Raw genomic sequence first — 16,881 nt, forward strand, 5'->3', positions numbered from 1 at the left:
CCGGAGTCGACTCCAGCCTCCCCGAACTCCAAGGACAAGTCCTCGACGGCACCGATGTCAGAACGGACCCGGAGGGGGCGGACGCGGATTCTTCCGGGCATGGCTCGGACATGGCCGCCCTCATCGCCGGAACCGGAGAAGGTAACGGAATTCAAGGACTTGCGCCGGGCGTCAAGATCCTGCCTGTCAGGACCAGTTCGAGCGCCATCGACTTTGACAACAGCGAACGTATCGCCGAATCCATTGATTACGCCGTCAGCCGCGGGGCACAGATCCTGAACATTTCGCTGGGCAATGTGGAGAGCGGCCCAGGCAGAGCGGCCTTGGTTGAATCTGTGACGGAGGCGGTCAGGCAGGGTGTGTTGATTTTTGCGGGGACTGGTAACGACGGAGCGGGCTTGAACGGGTCTGCCATTCCAGCGGCACTGGATGGTGTCGTGGGTGTCGGCGCCGTCAACAGCAGTGGAGAGCGATCTTCCTACTCCACCTACGGTCCCCAGGTAGCCCTCGTCGCCCCCGGGGATGACGTCCCCGGACACTGCGGTGACATCTCCGGGCCCGCCTGCATTCAGGAGGAGGGCGGCACCAGTTCCGCCACCGCCCTCGCCTCCGCGTCCGCCGCGCTGATCTGGGCGCGGCATCCCGACTGGACCAAGAACCAGGTCCTGCGCGTCATGCTCAACACCGCCGAGCGGCCCGACGACCAGCGACGGGATGACTACACCGGCTACGGCATCGTCCGCCCCGACCGCGTCGTCCTCGATGGTGAGGGGGATCCGGGGGATCCGGACAGTCCGCCGATCTTCCGGGACTGGGAGGCCGCACTCGATCCGCCCGCCACCCCCGCGCCCACCCCCGAGGCCGACCCCACCCCCGACGCCGAACCCGCCCCCGGCCCGGAGGCCGAACCCGCCGCCACCAGCGACAACGCCAGCCCGCTGCCCTGGGTGCTCGGCGCCGGCGCCGCCGTTCTCGCCGCCGGATCCGTGGGCTGGCTGCTGTGGCGGCGGCGGTCAGGGGTGGTGCGGGGGTAAGGGGGCCAGGGAGCCGGTCCGGGTGGCGGTGACGAAGGACTGCCAGGCGGCCGCCGGGAGCAGCAGGGTGGCGCAGGTGCGGGCCTTGGTGTCGCGTACGGCCTGGAGGCCGGTGGGCAGGGGGGCGTGTTCCAGGCAGTTGTTGCCGGTACTGCTGTAGCTGCTGATGTGCCAGCGCACGCTCATCGCGGGGCGCTCCTCTCGTTCCGGTGGCGGTGCGTCATCCTGCTGAGCCGGGTGGAGCGGGCACAAACCCCTGATGCTGGTGAGCGATCAATTAACGCCAGAGTGCGCGTTGTATACGAAAGGCGCCGCGGCCCGGTGGTTCCCCACCGGGGCGCGGGGCGCTTCGTGCGTGCGGTGTCTCAGAAGTCGTCGTCGAAGGAGACGTTGCCCTCCACGGCCACCTGGTAGGCGGACGCGCGGCGCTCGAAGAAGTTGGTCAGCTCCTGGACGTCCTGGAGTTCCATGAAGGCGAACGGGTTCTCCGAGCCGAACACCGGCTTGATGCCCAGGCGCAGCAGCCGCTGGTCGGCGACGCACTCCAGGTACTGGCGCATCGACTCGGTGTTCATGCCGGGCAGCCCGTCGCCGCACAGGTCGCGCGCGAACTGGAGTTCCGCCTCGACGGCCTCCTTGAGCATGTCGGTGACCTGGCGCTCCATCTCCTCGTCGAAGAGTTCGGGCTCTTCCTGGCGCACCGTGTCGACGACCTCGAACGCGAAGTTCATGTGCATGGTCTCGTCACGGAACACCCAGTTGGTGCCGGTGGCCAGGCCGTGCAGCAGCCCGCGCGAGCGGAACCAGTAGACGTAGGCGAACGCTCCGTAGAAGAACAGCCCCTCGATGCAGGCGGCGAAGCAGATCAGGTTGAGGAGGAAGCGGCGCCGGTCGGCCTGGGTCTCCAGCCGGTCGATGTCCTCGACGGAGTCCATCCAGCGGAAGCAGAACTGGGCCTTCTCGCGGATGGAGGGGATGTTCTCGACGGCCGCGAACGCCTCCGCCCGGTCGTCCGGGTCGGGCAGGTAGGTGTCCAGGAGCGTCAGATAGAACTGGACGTGCACCGCCTCCTCGAAGAGCTGCCGCGAGAGGTACAGCCGCGCTTCGGGGGAGTTGATGTGCTTGTAGAGGGTGAGGACCAGGTTGTTGGCCACGATCGAGTCGCCCGTGGCGAAGAACGCCACCAGCCGGCCGATCATGTGCTGCTCGCCGGGCGAGAGCTTGGCGAGGTCGGCGACGTCCGAGTGGAGGTCGACCTCCTCGACGGTCCAGGTGTTCTTGATGGCGTCCCGGTACCGCTCGTAGAAGTCCGGGTAGCGCATCGGCCGGAGGGTCAGCTCGAAGCCCGGGTCGAGCAGGTTCTTCTTCCGGTCGGGGGTCTCGGTGGTCATTACTGGCATGCCTCGCAGGACTCGGGGTTCTCCAGGGAGCAGGCGACGGCGTCGGCTTCGGCGGCGGGCTGCTGCTGTACGGGGATGGTCGGGGCGCCGGCCGGGGCGGTGCCGCGGGCGGAGGCGGCGATCCGGGTGGCCGGGCGCGACCGGAGGTAGTAGGTCGTCTTCAGGCCGCTCTTCCACGCGTAGGCGTACATGGAGCTGAGCTTGCCGATGGTGGGCGAGGCCATGAAGAGGTTCAGCGACTGCGCCTGGTCGATGAACGGGGTGCGGGCCGCGGCCATGTCGATGAGCGCGCGCTGGGGGAGTTCCCAGGCGGTGCGGTAGAGGGCGCGGACCTCGGCGGGCAGGGCGTCGATGCCGTCGATGGAGCCGTTCGCCTCGCGCAGCGCGGCGCGGGTGGCCTCCGTCCACAGGCCCAGCCGCTTCAGGTCCTCCACCAGGTAGGTGTTGACCTGGAGGAACTCGCCGCTGAGGGTCTCGCGCTTGAAGAGGTTGGAGACCTGCGGCTCGATGCACTCGTACACGCCGGCGATCGAGGCGATGGTGGCGGTGGGCGCGATGGCCAGCAGCAGCGAGTTGCGCATGCCGGTCCGGGTGATGCGGGCGCGCAGCGCCTCCCAGCGCTCGGGCCAGGTGATGACCGCGTCGTCGTAGTGGTCGGGGTGCAGGACGCCGCGGGCGGTGCGGGTCTTGGACCAGTTCTCGAACGGGCCGTGCCGCTCGGCGAGGTCGGCGGAGGTCTCGTACGCCGCGAGCATGATGCGCTCGGAGATGCGGGTGGAGAGCGCCTTGGCCTCGGGGGAGTCGAACGGCAGCCGCAGCCGGAAGAACACGTCCTGGAGGCCCATGAGGCCGAGGCCGACCGGCCGCCAGCGGTTGTTGGAGGCGGCGGCTTCCTCGGTGGGGTAGAAGTTGATGTCCACCACGCGGTCGAGGAAGGTGACGGCGGTGCGGACGGTGGCGTCGATGCGCTCCCAGTCCATGTCGCCGTCGTCGCCGAGGTGGGCGGCGAGGTTGATGGAGCCGAGGTTGCACACGGCGGTCTCGCCGTCGTTCGTCACCTCGATGATCTCGGTGCACAGGTTGGAGGAGTGCACGATCGAGCCGGGCTCGGCGGTCTGGTTGGCGGTGCGGTTGGCGGCGTCCTTGAAGGTCATCCAGCCGTTGCCGGTCTGCGCCAGGGTGCGCATCATCCGGGCGTACAGCTGGCGGGCGGGCACCCGCTTGGCGGCGCGGCCCTCGGCCTCGGCCTTGCGGTAGGCGGCGTCGAACTCCTCGCCCCACAGGTCGACGAGTTCGGGCACCTCGGAGGGGGAGAACAGGGACCACTCGGCGTCGGCCTCGACGCGGCGCATGAACTCGTCCGGGATCCAGTGCGCCAGGTTGAGGTTGTGGGTGCGGCGGGCTTCCTCGCCGGTGTTGTCCCGCAGTTCGAGGAACTCTTCGAGGTCGGCGTGCCAGCTCTCCAGGTAGACGCAGGCCGCGCCCTTGCGCCGGCCGCCCTGGTTGACGGCGGCGACGGAGGAGTCCAGGGTGCGCAGGAACGGCACGATGCCGTTGGAGGTGCCGTTGGTGCCCCGGATGAGGGAGCCGCGGGCGCGGATGCGGGAGTAGGACAGGCCGATGCCGCCGGCGTGCTTGGAGAGCCGCGCGACCTGGTGGTAGCGCTCGTAGATGGAGTCGAGTTCGTCCAGCGGCGAGTCCAGCAGGTAGCAGGAGGACATCTGCGGGTGCCGGGTGCCGGAGTTGAACAGGGTGGGGGAGGACGGCAGGTACGCGAGCGAGCTGGTGAGCCCGTACAGCCGCGCCACCTCCTCCAGGGCGCGCTCGGAGTGGTCCTCGGCCAGGCCGCAGGCCACCCGCAGCAGGAAGTGCTGGGGGGTCTCGATCACCTTGCGGGTGATGGGGTGGCGCAGCAGGTAGCGGGACTGGACGGTGCGCAGCCCGAAGTAGCCGAACCGGTCGTCGGCACCGTCCGCGATGGCCTGCTCGACGAGGGCGTTGAGCCGCTCGGCGTGCGCGGCGACGAACGCGGCGGTGGAGTCGGCGATCAGTCCTTCGCGGTGGCCGGTGGCGATCGAGTCGGAGAAGGTGACCGCGCCCTGCCCGGCGGCTTCCTCGCGCACCGCGAGGGTGAGCAGGCGGGCGGCCAGCCGGGAGTACTCGGGTTCCTCGCCGATGAGGCCGGCGGCGGCCTCGATGGCGAGCGAGCGCAGCTCGGCCGCGTCGGAGTCGGCCTGCCGGCCGCGGATCACGGCCGCCGTGACCCGCGAGGGGTCGGTGGCGGGCAGATCGGCGGTGAGGTCGCTCACGGTGCGCAGCAGTTCGGCTGAGGCCGGTTCCGCTGGGGCGACGGGTGCGATGGTCACGCGATGCTCTCCCTCATATCGCAGGGAAACCTCCGGGGGCCACACACGACGGGCGCATGCGGGCATACGTGTGGCAAGGCAAAGGCCCTTGTGACGTACACCGCGCAGCGTCCGCCGGCCCAGCCCACGAGGCCCGGACGTTCTCGATACTGACGGCAGGTGTTCGGACTCATGACGGGTCGTGAGAAATCGGCCCATCACATACCGTTGCGGGACAGTTCCGGAATCGCACCGGATTCCCCTGCGGCGACAGCGAGCACGAGCATACATCTAGTGCCGCATGAAGCGAGCACCCCCATATCTAGTGTTCGCCGTCATACTTACGGTCACAGTCCACGTGCGAACACGTGAAGAGCCGCCCCGGGTGCGGGGGAGCGGTCGCGCTCCGGGGCCCGGACGAACCCGAGGCGTTCGCGGAGTCTGTGCGCTGTGTGCAACTGCGACGGACCGAAGAGGACGACACGCCGTTTCCCGCGGCGTGGCGTGCCCGGCGCGGTCCGTGCCGGGCACACGCGGACGGGCCGGTACCTCCCCGGTGGTGGCGGGGGGTACCGGCCCGGTGGGGCGGTCTGGTGGGGTCAGCAGCAGCGGGCGCCGCCCTGGGGGTCGGCCGCTCTGGCGTCCATGCGCATCCGTTCGAACTCGCGCCGGGAGAGGACTCGTACGGCGGGGTCCTGGGCCCGGGCGCGGGCGGTGTAGCGGTCGTACGCGCTCTCCCCGGTCACCTCGCGCAGGTACCAGCGCAGCCAGCGGGCCACCCGGCGGGCGGTGCCCCGCACGCGGGCGCGGGCGGGGGCCGCTGGGGCGGTCGTCCCGGTCACTCCGTGGCTCCTTCCCTGGCGCGCTCGCCGCCGCGGGTCTGGCCGGGGATGCCGCCCTCGGGGCCGAGTCCGGCGGCCACCAGTTCGGCCTTCTCCTCCTTGGTGGCGATGAGCCCGGCCGGGGCGATCAGCCGGGACTCCACGAACGGGGCCTCCCGGAGGGTGACCGAGCCGGGGTCGCGCAGCGATGTCACGATCATCCGGGCGGCGTCGGCGAAGACCACCAGGACGAGGATCGCCAGCAGGCCGGTGATGGCGGCGGTGATGGTGGCGTTGTTCACGATGGTCTGCATATCGGACATGTCCTTGGCGCCCGGGAGCAGTTCGCCGGCGGCGATGCCGTCCTGGTACTGCGAGCGGCGGGCCAGGAAGCCGACCGCCGGGTCGCCGGAGAAGACCTTCTGCCAGCTGGCGGTGAGCGTGACGATCGCGATCCACACCAGGGGGACGCCGGTCACCCAGGCGTAGCGGACCCGGCCGGCCTTCACCAGCAGCACGGTGCAGATCGCGAGGGCCACGGCGGCCAGCAGCTGGTTGGCGATGCCGAAGACCGGGAAGAGCGTGTTGATGCCGCCGAGCGGGTCGTGGACGCCGATCCACAGCAGGCCGCCCCAGAGTCCGACGACGACCGCGCCGGTGAACCAGATGCCGGGCCACCAGTGGGTGGAGCGGAACTTCGCCAGCCGGGGGTGCAGGCCGGCGATGGCGTCCTGGAGGATGAAGCGGCCCACCCGCGTTCCGGCGTCGATCGCGGTGAGAATGAACAGGGCCTCGAACATGATCGCGAAGTGATACCAGAAGGACATCATGGCCTCGCCGCCGAGGATGTCCGCGAGAATCGCCGCGAGTCCGAGCGCGAGTGTCGGCGCGCCTCCCGTGCGGGAGAGCAGGGAGCCTTCCTCCACCGATTCGGCCGCCGCCGTCAATTGGTCGGGGGTGACGGTGAAGCCCCACGAGGTGATGATCTCGGAGGCCGACTGGACGGTGTCCCCGATGACGGCCGGTGGCGCGTTCATCGCGAAATAGATGCCCGGATCGAGGACGCAGGCGGCGGTGATCGCCATGACCGCGACCGAGGATTCCATCAGCATCGCGCCGTAGCCGATGGTGCGGACCTGGGTCTCCTTCTGGATCATTTTCGGCGTGGTGCCGGAGGAGATCAGCGCGTGGAATCCGGAGAGCGCGCCGCAGGCGATGGTGATGAAGACGAACGGGAAGAGGGAGCCCGCGAAGACCGGGCCCTCGCCGTTGGAGGCGAAGTCGGTGATGGCGTCCATCTTCAGGCCGGGCAGCGTGATGACGATGGCCGCCGCCAGCAGGCCGATGGTGCCGATTTTCATGAAGGTCGACAGATAGTCACGGGGCACCAGGAGCAGCCACACCGGGACGACCGAGGCGGCGAATCCGTACACCGCCAGCCAGATCACCAGGGTGCCCGGCTCCAGGGTGAAGGTCTCGCCGAGCGAGGAATTCGCCACCCAGCGGCCGGCGACGATGACGAACATCAGCAGCGAGACGCCGATGACGGTGACCTCGGCGACCTTTCCCGGCCGCAGATAGCGCAGATAGAAGCCCATGAAGAGCGCGATCGGAATGGTCATGCCGACCGAGAAGGTGCCCCAGGCGGATTCGGCGAGCGCGTTCAGCACCACCAGGGCCAGCACCGCCAGCAGGATGATCATGATGGTGAAGATCGCGATCACCGCCGCGATCCCGCCCACCGGGCCGATCTCCTCGCGCGCGATCTGGCCCAGCGACTTGCCGTCGCGCCGGGTGGAGGCGAACAGCACCACCATGTCCTGCACGGCGCCCGCGAAGATCACCCCGACGATGATCCAGATGGTGCCCGGCAGATAGCCCATCTGGGCGGCGAGCACCGGGCCCACCAGCGGGCCCGCGCCGGAGATGCCGGCGAAGTGGTGGCCGAGCAGCACCCGCCGGTCGGTGGGGTGGTAGTCGAGTCCGTCGTTGTGCCGCTCCGCCGGGGTGGCCCGCCGTTTGTCCAGGCCCAGCGCGCGGTGCGCGATGAAACGCGAGTAGAACCGGTAGCCGATCGCGTACGAGCCGAGCGCCGCGGCCACCATCCAGGCCGCCGACACCTCCTCGCCCCGGGAGAGGGCCAGGACGGCCCAGCCGGCCGCCGCCACCAGCGACACCAGGGTCCAGATGACCACCGTGCGTGGCCGTGCCTGCCGTAGTTGTCGCACCACCGTCGTGCCTCCCTGCGCGCTGTGCCGGTCCTCGTTGCCCGGCAGAGGGCGAATCTAGGGCAGGAGCGGCCGGATGACCATGGGGCGGTGCGGATTGGCGGACGTCTTCACCGCGTCGTCGCGCGATGATCATGACCTCACGGCGTGGGCGGCGGCGGGGCGGGGCGCTCCAGGTTGGCGACGAACTTGTACCGGTCGCCCCGGTACACCGACCGCACCCACTCCACCGGCTCGCCGTCCCTGGCGAAGGAGTGCCGCGACAGCATCAGCATCGGCAGGCCCACGTCGGTGCCCAGCAGTCCGGCCTCGCGCGGGTTGGCCAGCGAGGTCTCGATGGTCTCCTCGGCGCGCGCCAGGTGTACCCCGTACACCTCGGCCAGCGCCGTGTAGAGCGAGGTGAAGCGCACCAGGGAGCGGCGCAGCGCGGGGAAGCGTTCCTGGGACAGATGGGTGGTCTCCAGCGCCATCGGCTCGCCGCTGGCCAGCCGCAGCCGCTCGATGCGCAGCACCCGGCCGCCCTCGGGGAGGCCGAGCAGCCGGCTGAGCCGTTCGTCGGCGTTGACGTAGCCGATGTCCAGCAGCTGGGAGGTGGGCTCCAGGCCCTGGGCGCGCATGTCCTCGGTGTAGGAGGTGAGCTGGAGGGCCTGGGAGACCTTGGGTTTGGCGACGAAGGTGCCCTTGCCCTGGATGCGCTCCAGGCGGCCTTCGACGACCAGTTCCTGGAGGGCCTGGCGGACGGTGGTGCGGGAGGTGTCGAACTCGATGGCCAGGGAACGTTCCGGGGGGACCGGGGTGCCCGGCGGCAGGGTTTCGGTCATCCGCAGCAGATGCCGCTTGAGGCGGTAGTACTTGGGCACGCGCGCGGTACGGTTCCGTTCGGTGCCGTCGGTTCCGGCCGCCGGTGCCGCGCTCCCTTCGCCCGCCATGGACCGTCCTTCCCCGTATCGGTGCGGTGGTGTCACCGGCTCCTCCGTTTTTCGCAGCTGACATCGTGGCACGGCCCGGACAGGGGCCGCGCCGACGGACATGTGTCGGTCCGGTAACGGACGGACGGGGCCCGCTTGTGGACTCTTGACACTCCTCCTTGGTCTAGTCCAGGCTCCGTGCAACTGGTCTACACCTCTTGTTCCTTCACTACTAACCACCGCTCCCGGCACGGGTGTCAAGGGGCGGATGCCCCGAGGAGGGTCACGTGAAGCGCACGCTGATGGCCGCCCTATCGGTGACGGCGATGACCGCCGCACTGGCCGCCTGCGGCACCGGCGACGACGGCAGCACAACGAGCGACGGGGACGGTACGCCCGATTCCCTCACCGTTTGGCTGATGGACGGGTCCGCGCCGGAATCGTGGGTGACCGAACTCAACCAGGCGTTCGAGGCCGAGCACGGCGTCACCGTCGATGTCCAGATCCAGCAGTGGGGCGGCATCCAGGACCGGCTCACCACCGCGCTGTCCGAGAACGGCACCGTCGATGTCATGGAGATCGGCAACACCCAGACCGTGGGGTACGCCAACACCGGCGGCCTCGCCGATCTGAGCGAACTGCGCGACGAGCCGTGGAACGCCAACATGCTCGCCTCCGCCGAGATCGACGACACCCTGTACGCGGTGCCGTGGTACGGCGCCAACCGGGTGGTCATCTACGACAAGAAGATCTGGGAGGAGGCCGGCGCCGAGGTGCCCACCACCCGGGACGAGTGGATCACCGCCCTGGAGACGATCCGCGACAACACCGACGCCGAGCCCATCTACCTCCCGGGCCAGAGCTACTACGTGCTGGGCGGCTTCATCGCGGACGAGGGCGGCAGCTTCGCCGTCGAGGACGGCGACGAATGGAAGGGCGCGCTGAACACCCCCGAGGGGAAGGCGGGCATGGACTTCTACACCGAACTCCAGTCCTTCTCCGACTCGCCCACCGACAACGACGAGGCGTCCCCCCAGCAGTCCACCGACATCGTCCCGAACGGCAATGTGGCCTCCTGGATCGGCCTGGGCTGGGAGGCGAACGGCGCCATCACCGCCATCGAGGAAGCCGGCGGCGAGGCCGACTTCGGCTACTTCCCGGTCCCCGGCAAGACCGCCGACCAGCTCGGCAACGTCTTCCTCGGCGGATCCAACCTGGCGGTCAACGAGCGCGCCGGCAACCCGGAGCTGGCCCGCGAGTGGCTGGCCCTGGCCACCTCCCAGGAATGGGCACAGAAGTTCGTGGACGCCAACGGCGGCGGCGTCGTCCCCAACCGCACCGACGTGACCGCCAGCCCGGAGGCCGGATCCTTCGCCGAGGCCATGGTCGCCTCCGCCGATGTGGGGTTCCTGCCGCCACTTACCACCGGATGGGCCAACGTCGAAGCCGTCCCGAATCCGATCAAGGAACTGATGACCGCGTCGCTCAACGGCGAGGACTACGCCTCCGCCGCCCAGGCGGCCGACTCGGAGATCACCACCCGCATCAACCGCGAATAGTCCGCGCGGCGGCGGATCCCTCCCAGTGAAGGACGAGGAAAGACACGCATGTTGACCGTGGACACCGAGGGACCCGGGACCGGCACGGCGGGCAGCAAGCCCGCCGGCCGGTCCGGCCGCCGGTACGCACCGCCCGGCGGCTGGCTGCCGTACGTGCTGATCGCGCCCGCCGTCCTGGCGATCGTGGGCATCCTCGGCTACGCCCTGGTGCGCAACCTCCTCATCTCCTTCCAGGCGTTCGGCCGCCGCCAGCTGATCTCCCACACCACCGAGTGGACCGGCTTCGACAACTACCGGCGGGTGCTGGAGGACGAGCGCTTCTGGGCCTCGCTCACCCGCACCTTCGTCTTCATGGCGGCCAACGTGGTGCTGATCATGGTGCTCGGCACCCTGATCGGGCTGCTGCTGAACCGGCTCGCCAAGCCCATGCGGCTCACCCTGTCCATCGCCCTGGTGGCCGCCTGGGCGATGCCGGTCATCGCCACGACCACCGTCTTCCGCTGGCTGTTCGACACCCAGTTCGGGGTGGCCAACTGGGTGATGCGCACACTCGGCTTCTCCGGCTACGAACAGCACAACTGGTTCAGCAGCGGCTTCTCCACCCTGACCATCGTCACCGTGCTGATCGTGTGGGCCTCGGTGCCGTTCGTGGCGCTCAACCTCTACGCCGGGCTCACCACCATCAGCGGCGAGATCTACGAGGCCGCCCGGATGGACGGCGCCTCCGGTCCGCGGATCTTCTGGTCCATCACGGCGCCGATCATGCGGCCGTTCTTCCTGATCACCACCTTCCTGGAGATCATCTGGGTCTTCAAGGCGTTCACCCAGATCTACGCGCTGAACGCCGGCGGGCCCAACCGCGAGTCCGAGACCCTGCCGGTCATGGCCTACATCGAGGGCATGGGCCAGCACCAGTACGGCACGGCGGCGGCCATCTCCGTGCTCACCCTGGTCATCCTGCTGGTCGCCCTGTCCTTCTACTTCCGCCTGATCCTCAAGCAGGAGAAGGAGCAGCAGTCATGACCGCCACCGACAAGGCCGTCGCCCAGGCCCCCGCCGCCCGGCTCCCCCTCGCGGCCCACGACGCCTCCGCCTCCACCCGGGCGCGCCGCAGCAAACGGCTGGGCCGCATCGGACTGAACTCGGTGGCCCTCGCGCTCACCGTGCTCTTCCTCTTCCCGGTCTACTGGATGTTCTCCACGTCCTTCAAGAGCAACTCCCAGGTGCTCGTGAAGGACCCGGTCTTCTTCTTCACCCCCACCTTCGAGCACTACTCCACCGCCACCGGGGTCGACCTGTTCTGGACATACGTCCGCAACAGCGTCGTGGTGACCCTGGCCGCCGTGCTGCTGGCGCTGCTGGTGGCCCTGGCCGCCGGCTTCGCCATCGCCCGGCTGCGCTTCCGCGGCCGGCGCGGCATGGTGCTCGTGGTGATGATGGCCCAGATGGCGCCCTGGGAAATCCTGATCATCGTGATGTATCTGAACGCCCGGGACGCCCAGGCGCTCAACAGCCTGGTCACGCTCATCGTCATCTACTTCGTGATGGCGCTGCCCTTCACCATCTGGACACTGCGCGGCTTCATCGCCGCCGTGCCCAAGGAACTGGAGGAAGCCGCCCTGATCGACGGCTGCACCCGCACCCAGGCCTTCTTCCGGATCATCTTCCCGCTGCTGGCCCCCGGGCTGATGGCCACCTCGCTGTTCGGCTTCATCATGGCGTGGAACGAGTACGCCATGGTCCTGGTGCTCAACAAGGCCCCCGAGATGGCCACCCTGCCGCTGTGGCTCACCCAGTTCCAGACGAACTTCGGCAACGACTGGGGCGCCACCATGGCCGCGTCCTCCCTGTTCACCGTCCCCGTGCTGATCGTTTTCATCCTCCTCCAGCGAAGGGTCACCGGCGGTCTGGCCGCGGGTGCCGTGAAGGGATAGCCCCGCGATGACCATCACCCACCGCGCCACCGACACCCTCACCCGCGACGCCCTCGCCGTCCTCCAGCCCACCTTCGCCGGCACCACCGAGGCACCCGCCTGGCTGCTGCGGCAGCTGGAGAACGGAATGACCGGCGTCGGGCTCTTCGGCCGCAACGTGCGGAGCACCCACCAGCTGGCCGCGCTCACCGCTCAGCTGCGCGCCGCCAACCCCGAGGTGCTGGTCGCCACCGACGAGGAGGCCGGCGACGTCACCCGCCTCGAACTCATCGGCGGCTCCTCCTTCCCCGGCAACCTCGCCCTCGGCGCCGCCGACGACCCCGCCCTCACCCGCGAGGTGGCCACCGCCATCGGCCACCGGCTCACCGAGTGCGGCGTCACCGTCAACTGGGCCCCCTCGGCCGACATCAACACCGACCCCGGCAACCCGGTGATCGGCGTCCGATCCTTCGGCCAGGACCCCGAACTGGTCGCCCGGCACACCGTCGCCTTCGTCGAAGGACTCCAGAGCACCGGCGTCGCCGCCTGCGTCAAGCACTTCCCCGGCCACGGCAACACCAGCGTCGACTCCCATCTCGCCCTCCCGCGCATCGACATCGACCTCGACACCCTCCACTCCCGGGAACTCGTCCCCTTCAAGGCCGCCGTCGCCGCCGGCACCCGCTGCGTGATGAGCGCGCACATCCTGCTGCCCGTCCTGGACCCCGACCGCCCCGGCACCCTCAGCCCCAGCGTGCTCACCGGGCTGCTGCGCGCCCCCGAAGCGGACGGCGGCCTCGGCTTCGACGGGGTGATCTACTCCGACGCCATCGAGATGAAGGCGATCGAAGCCGTCCACGGCCTGGCCCGCGGCTGCGCCCTGGCGGTGGCCGCCGGCGCCGACGCCATCTGCGTGGGCGGCACCCCCTCCGACGAGGCCGAGGTGCTGGCCCTGCGCGACGCGATCATCCAGGCGGTACGCGACGGGGACCTGTCCGAGGAACGCCTGCACGACGCCGCCGAACGCGTGCGCGCCCTGGGCCGCTGGACCGCCGCCGCCCGCACCGCGGCCCCCGCCACCACCGGCGCCCCCGCGCGGGACATCGGTCTGGCCGCCGCCCGCCGCGCCGTGCGGGTGACCCGGCCGGCCGGCGCCGCCCCGTACACACCGCCGGCCCGGCCGCCGTACGTGGCCTCCTTCCACCCGGTGGCCAACATCGCCGTGGGCCACCACACCCCCTGGGGCGTGGCCACCGAACTGGAGCGGCTGCTGCCCGGCACCCGCTCCGCCGAGCACACCGCCGACCGGGCCCATGCCCTGGGCCCGGCGGGCCTGGCCACCCGGATCCTGGACGACGCGGGGGAGCAGCCGGTGGTCGCGGTGGTCCGCGACGCCCACCGGCACCCGTGGATGGCCGACACCGTCACCGCGCTGCTCGCCGCCCGGCCCGACACCGTGGTGGTGGAGATGGGGGTCCCCGCCTCCTCGCCCACCGGCGCCCTGCACATCGCCACCCACGGCGCCGCCCGGGTCTGCGGGCGGGCCGCCGCCGAGATCATCGCCGGGGTACCGGCGGGGGAGGACCACGACCAGTGACCAGTGACCAGCCCGGCCGCGTCATGGCCGGAGAGATGGCCCAGCAGCCGGCCGTCCTGCGCCGCCTGCTGACCGAGGGGGCCCCCGCCATCCGGGAGACGGCCCGCGCGATCGCCGCCCGCGGGCCCCGCTTCGTCCTGCTGACCGGCCGGGGCACCTCCGACCACGCCGCGCTGTACGCCAAGTACCTGCTGGAGATCGAGCTGGGCAAGCCCTGCGGGCTCACCTCCATGTCCACCACGACCGCCTACGCGGCCACCCCCGATCTGCGGGACGTGCTGGTCATCACGGTGAGCCAGTCCGGCGGCTCACCCGATCTGCTCGCCTCCACCCGCGCCGCCCGCGCGGCCGGGGCCCTCACCCTCGCGGTCACCAACAACCCCGACTCCCCGCTGGCGGAGGCCTCCGAGTTCCACATCGACGTGCTCGCGGGACCCGAGGAGGCCCTGCCGGCCACCAAGACCTACACCGCCGAACTGCTGGCGCTGTACCTGCTGGTGCAGGGCCTGCGCGAGGTGGACGGCGCCCCGGGCGCGGCCGGGCTGCCCGAACTGGCCGAGCGGATCCTCGGGCGCCGCCAGGAGATCACCACCCTGGCCGCCCGCTACCGGTTCGCCGAGCGCATGGTCCTCACCTCCCGCGGCTACGGCTATCCCACCGCCAAGGAAGCCGCCCTGAAGCTGATGGAGACCAGCTACATCCCGGCGCTGTCCTACTCGGGGGCCGATCTGCTGCACGGCCCGCTGGCCATGGTCGACAACGTCTCCCCGGTGATCGCCATCGTCACCGACGGCAAGGGCGGCCGGGCGCTGCAACCGGTGCTCGACCGGCTGCGCGACCGGGGCGCCGATCTGATGGTGGTGGGCCCCACACCGCAGGTGGACGCGGCCTCGGCCGGCTTCGCGCTGCCCACCGAGGGGGTGCCGGAGAACCTGCAGCCGATCCTGGAGATCATCCCGCTCCAGATGCTGGCCCACGAGATCACCCTGGCCCGCGGCCAGGACCCGGACGCGCCGCGCGCGCTCGCCAAGGTCACCGAGACCAGCTGACCGTCCGCGGCCGTGGCCCCTGGGGTGGCCGCGCCGTCCCGGCGCGCACCCAGGGCCGCGGCGCCTGAGAGGGACCCTCAACCCTCCCGGCACCGCAGCCCGGAGCGATCGCGGACCCGGGCGCCGTCAGGGCAGAGAGCACCGGGGCCTCGCGTTCTGCCCTCCTGTGCGGGGAGGACAGAGGTACGGGAAGCTGCGGTCCGCTCCATTCTGACCGCAGCTGTCGGCGGTGTCCATGCTCTGAACGCAATTCCCGCGCCCGCCGCCGTCATCGGGCCGTCTGCCGACGTTTCCTGATCACAGCGGCGCACTCCCGGCGGTGCGCGCCGCTCACCATCCGGACACCCGCCGGTAAGCTCCCCGTGTGCCCTCCATGAACGACCTCGTCCACCAGCACACCGATCTCGGGGAACGTGACCTCGAGTGGCTGCACCTGCTGGTCTCCGAGTGGCAGCTGCTCTCGGACCTCTCCTTCGCGGACCTGGTGCTGTGGCTGCCCACCCGGGACGGCACGCGTTACGTCTCCGTCGCCCAGATGCGCCCCAACACCGGCCCCACCTCCTACCAGGACGACATGGTCGGCCACCTCGTCCCGCGCGGCCGCCGCCCGCTGCTCGACGTCGCCCACGACGAGGGCCGCATCGTCCGCGAGGGCGACCCCGAATGGCGCGAGGAGGTCCCGGTCCGGGTCGAGTCGATCCCGGTGCGCCGCGAGGGCCGCGTCCTGGGCGTCATCGCCCGCAACACCAACCTCCTCACCGTCCGCACCCCCAGCCGCCTCGAACTCACCTACCTGCAGAGCGCCTCCGACCTCGCCCAGATGATCGCCGGCGGCACCTTCCCCTACCCCGGCCAGCAGGTCGGCATGGACCGCGCCCCCCGGGTCGGCGACGGCTTCCTGCGGCTGGACGCCGACGGCGTCGTCCAGTACGCCAGCCCCAACGCCCTCTCCGCCTACCACCGCCTCGGCCTCGCCGCCGACCTGGTCGGCCTGCCGCTGGGCCCCACCACCGCCGAACTGGCACCCACCCGGGGCCCGGTGGACGAGTCCCTGGTCAAGCTGGCCAGCGGCTACGCGCCCCGCGAGACGGAGATCGAGGGCAACGACTGCGTCGTGCAGCTGCGCGCCATCCCGCTCAAGCCCAAGGGCGAGCACATCGGTTCGCTCATACTGCTGCGCGATGTGACCGAACTGCGCCGCCGCGAGCGCGAACTGATCACCAAGGACGCCACCATCCGGGAGATCCACCACCGGGTGAAGAACAACCTCCAGACCGTGGCCGCCCTGCTGCGCCTCCAGGCCCGCAGGATCGGCGCCACCGGCGACGAGAACGCCCGTGCCGCGCTGGAGGAGGCGGTGCGCCGGGTCGGCTCCATCGCGATCGTGCACGAGACGCTCTCGCAGAACCTGGACGAGCGGGTCGAGTTCGACGAGATCGCCGACCGGGTGATCACCATGGTCGCCGAACTCTCCCCGGACGGCCGGGTCACCGGCCGCCGCAGGGGCCGCTTCGGCATCCTGGACGCCGAGATCGCCACCCCGCTGTCGATGGTCCTCACCGAGATCCTCCAGAACGCCCTGGAGCACGCCTTCGGCCCCGGCGAGACGGGCCGGATCGAGGTCGGCGCCACCCGTACCGAGGTACGGCGCGGCTCGGCCCGGCTGCTGGTCACGGTGACCGACAACGGCCGCGGCCTGCCGGAGGGTTTCGACCCGCGCTCCGACGGCAGTCTCGGCCTGCAGATCGTGCGCACCCTGGTGGAGGGGGAGTTGGGCGGCCGGTTCGACATGATCGCGGCCGAGGGCGGCGGCACCCGGGCCGTCCTCGACCTGCCCGTCGAGCAGCGCAAGCGCTGATCCGGCCCGGCCGCCGGCCGGTGCCGCTGCGGACAGACGCCGAGCCCCGGACCTGAAGTGGTCCGGGGCTCGGTCGCGTTCATCGCTTGCGCGTGGGCACCTTCGGTCGGTGCGCTGTGTGCTGCGGCTCGGGGCAGCAGTGGCGGTGTGGCAGGCGCCGGGCGAGGCC

Annotated in this window: 13 protein-coding genes and 1 riboswitch; of the genes, 7 read left to right on the plus strand and 6 right to left on the minus strand. The window is 70.6% G+C overall.

Translation table 11 applies throughout. The features are described from left to right. The coding region (locus ACFV5N_RS13580) for a S8 family serine peptidase (protein WP_385598320.1) at positions 1-1,034 on the plus strand (1,034 nt) is incomplete at its 5' end. On the opposite strand, the gene ACFV5N_RS13585 is transcribed toward ACFV5N_RS13580, so the two are convergent. From ACFV5N_RS13585 to ACFV5N_RS13610, 6 genes are all read right to left on the minus strand, one after another. Continuing rightward, positions 1,014-1,220 carry a DUF397 domain-containing protein gene (locus tag ACFV5N_RS13585; RefSeq protein WP_385598322.1) on the minus strand — a complete coding sequence of 69 codons (207 nt, stop codon included), beginning with the start codon at positions 1,218-1,220 and terminating at the stop codon, positions 1,014-1,016. The two genes, ACFV5N_RS13580 and ACFV5N_RS13585, sit on opposite strands and share 21 nt — an antisense overlap. A gap of 179 nt (positions 1,221-1,399) precedes the next feature. Continuing rightward, a complete protein-coding gene (locus tag ACFV5N_RS13590) occupies positions 1,400-2,425 on the minus strand; it encodes a ribonucleotide-diphosphate reductase subunit beta (RefSeq protein WP_385598325.1) in 1,026 nt (341 codons plus the stop codon). Beyond that, positions 2,425-4,800, minus strand: a complete 2,376-nt coding sequence (locus ACFV5N_RS13595; protein ID WP_385598328.1) for a ribonucleoside-diphosphate reductase subunit alpha — start codon at positions 4,798-4,800, stop codon at positions 2,425-2,427. Before ACFV5N_RS13595 ends, ACFV5N_RS13590 begins: the two co-directional genes overlap by 1 nt. A gap of 136 nt (positions 4,801-4,936) precedes the next feature. Beyond that, positions 4,937-5,086: riboswitch (cobalamin riboswitch) on the minus strand. Positions 5,087-5,378: 292 nt separating this feature from the next. Further along, positions 5,379-5,621, minus strand: coding sequence for a YbdD/YjiX family protein (locus tag ACFV5N_RS13600; protein WP_385598331.1), 243 nt, complete (start codon positions 5,619-5,621; stop codon positions 5,379-5,381). Next, the gene (locus tag ACFV5N_RS13605) at positions 5,618-7,831 is read right to left on the minus strand and encodes a carbon starvation CstA family protein (RefSeq protein WP_385598334.1); all 2,214 of its coding nucleotides are present in this window, start codon (positions 7,829-7,831) and stop codon (positions 5,618-5,620) included. Before ACFV5N_RS13605 ends, ACFV5N_RS13600 begins: the two co-directional genes overlap by 4 nt. A 137-nt stretch (positions 7,832-7,968) precedes the next feature. Next, on the minus strand, positions 7,969-8,757 hold the full coding sequence (locus tag ACFV5N_RS13610; protein WP_385598337.1) for a GntR family transcriptional regulator: 789 nt from the start codon (positions 8,755-8,757) through the stop codon (positions 7,969-7,971). Positions 8,758-9,023: 266 nt separating this feature from the next. Here ACFV5N_RS13610 and ACFV5N_RS13615 point away from each other — a divergent pair, with 266 nt between their 5' ends. The 6 genes from ACFV5N_RS13615 (at position 9,024) to ACFV5N_RS13640 (ending at position 16,712) form a co-directional block, all read left to right on the plus strand. Then, positions 9,024-10,295, plus strand: coding sequence for an extracellular solute-binding protein (locus ACFV5N_RS13615; RefSeq protein ID WP_385598338.1), 1,272 nt, complete (start codon positions 9,024-9,026; stop codon positions 10,293-10,295). Positions 10,296-10,343: 48 nt separating this feature from the next. Beyond that, entirely contained in the window at positions 10,344-11,318 is a 975-nt protein-coding gene (locus ACFV5N_RS13620) for a carbohydrate ABC transporter permease (RefSeq protein WP_385598341.1), read from the plus strand. Further along, a complete protein-coding gene (locus ACFV5N_RS13625) occupies positions 11,315-12,229 on the plus strand; it encodes a carbohydrate ABC transporter permease (RefSeq protein WP_385598344.1) in 915 nt (304 codons plus the stop codon). Before ACFV5N_RS13620 ends, ACFV5N_RS13625 begins: the two co-directional genes overlap by 4 nt. A 7-nt stretch (positions 12,230-12,236) precedes the next feature. Continuing rightward, positions 12,237-13,805: a glycoside hydrolase family 3 protein gene (locus ACFV5N_RS13630; protein ID WP_385598347.1), complete on the plus strand. Its 1,569-nt coding sequence runs from the start codon at positions 12,237-12,239 to the stop codon at positions 13,803-13,805. A 23-nt stretch (positions 13,806-13,828) separates the two neighbouring features. Then, the gene (locus ACFV5N_RS13635; RefSeq protein ID WP_385598351.1) at positions 13,829-14,854 is read left to right on the plus strand and encodes an SIS domain-containing protein; all 1,026 of its coding nucleotides are present in this window, start codon (positions 13,829-13,831) and stop codon (positions 14,852-14,854) included. A 364-nt stretch (positions 14,855-15,218) separates the two neighbouring features. Further along, entirely contained in the window at positions 15,219-16,712 is a 1,494-nt protein-coding gene (locus ACFV5N_RS13640; protein WP_247481308.1) for a PAS domain-containing sensor histidine kinase, read from the plus strand. Positions 16,713-16,881 lie beyond the last annotated feature (169 nt).

Source organism: Streptomyces sp. NPDC059853, from assembly GCF_042731495.1.
Lineage (GTDB): Bacteria > Actinomycetota > Actinomycetes > Streptomycetales > Streptomycetaceae > Streptomyces.

Excerpts from the sequence above, each read along its gene's own strand:
- ACFV5N_RS13585 (WP_385598322.1), bottom strand. The coding sequence starts at position 1,220 with ATGAGCGTGCGCTGGCACATCAGCAGCTACAGCAGTACCGGCAACAAC.
- ACFV5N_RS13590 (WP_385598325.1), bottom strand. The coding sequence starts at position 2,425 with ATGACCACCGAGACCCCCGACCGGAAGAAGAACCTGCTCGACCCGGGC.
- ACFV5N_RS13610 (WP_385598337.1), bottom strand. The coding sequence starts at position 8,757 with ATGGCGGGCGAAGGGAGCGCGGCACCGGCGGCCGGAACCGACGGCACC.
- ACFV5N_RS13620 (WP_385598341.1), top strand. The coding sequence starts at position 10,344 with ATGTTGACCGTGGACACCGAGGGACCCGGGACCGGCACGGCGGGCAGC.
- ACFV5N_RS13625 (WP_385598344.1), top strand. The coding sequence starts at position 11,315 with ATGACCGCCACCGACAAGGCCGTCGCCCAGGCCCCCGCCGCCCGGCTC.
- ACFV5N_RS13630 (WP_385598347.1), top strand. The coding sequence starts at position 12,237 with ATGACCATCACCCACCGCGCCACCGACACCCTCACCCGCGACGCCCTC.
- ACFV5N_RS13635 (WP_385598351.1), top strand. The coding sequence starts at position 13,829 with ATGGCCGGAGAGATGGCCCAGCAGCCGGCCGTCCTGCGCCGCCTGCTG.